This window comes from Pasteurella bettyae CCUG 2042, assembly GCF_000262245.1.
In the GTDB taxonomy this organism is placed as follows: Bacteria; Pseudomonadota; Gammaproteobacteria; order Enterobacterales; family Pasteurellaceae; genus Basfia; species Basfia bettyae.
Map to the genome: position 1 here is coordinate 1 of NZ_AJSX01000011.1, position 1,070 is coordinate 1,070.

General features: G+C 39.1%; 1 protein-coding gene. It reads right to left on the reverse strand.

Annotated elements, in window-relative coordinates; genetic code table 11:
- Positions 1-145: 145 nt before the first annotated feature.
- Positions 146-1,070 (reverse strand): IS1595 family transposase (locus tag HMPREF1052_RS02975; protein WP_005759482.1); only part of this gene is annotated, 925 nt, incomplete at its 5' end.

Genomic DNA, 1,070 nt, shown 5'->3' on the forward strand with positions numbered 1-1,070 from the left:
AGCTACATCACTTTCCTGTTGCGTAAGCTCAATAGCACGTTTTAGTGTGGCAATGTTCGCATCAAGTAACGCAAGATGATGCAATACCTGTTTACGTTCAAACTCAAATTCTTTGAGCTTCTTATCTAGGTTATATGCCATATATCTACTGCCAAATCACTTCTTGATGAATAATTTTACGTTGCCAATAACTGCACCATTCATTGTTATCGTTGGTGGTTTTCAAGCATCGACTTAATACATCAATAAACTGCGCTTTATTTGAGGTACGGCGATTGTCCTCACGGTACGCAATTTCATTAGCATAGTTAAGTAGGTATTCATTGCTAATTCGGTGAACTTGTCCGTAGTACATACGTTTGAAACGACTGAATAAACTTTCAGCCTGATTGTTTGTTACACCTAAGTCACTGCGATATTCTTCTTTATGGTTTACAGTTCTCAAGTTATAGTAAGGCAACAAGACATCATAAGCCGTGCTTTCATCGGTATTGATTTGTGTATTAGGTTTAATGAACTTATCGGCAAAACTTTTCACTACCGATTGCGATTCCGTATGCGCCACAAAAACGTGAGAGCGTTTTGCCCCACAATGCAGCGCATTACTGGCTTTTTCTTCTGTTGAATAATGCTCACGTGCAACCATGACACAACGTTTATCCGGATTCTGATTTCCCTTTAAACGATAGTCAATACGGTCAGATTTCTTGTTTGCTTTACGTGGTGCAGGATGAACATAAGTACCGTCCATATCCACTACACCTGAAAGTGGTTTCATATCACGACTTTCTAATAATGCCTTGCGGAATTTATGTGATAAAACAAATGCCGTGCGAGGATTAAGTTTTGCATTACGTGCTAATTGAAGGGAAGATAAGCCTTTGACAGCATTTACCCACTCCATTAAAGCATACAGATAAACCTTAATTGGTTTCTTGCGATTAGCAAAAATGGTGCCAGAAGTGACACTAAAAGTGTGATTACAATGTTTGCAGCGCCATTGCTTACGTGTAGAAATATAATAAGGCTTGTGTTGTACCCGACATTTAGGGCAAGCGATGAACTCTTTG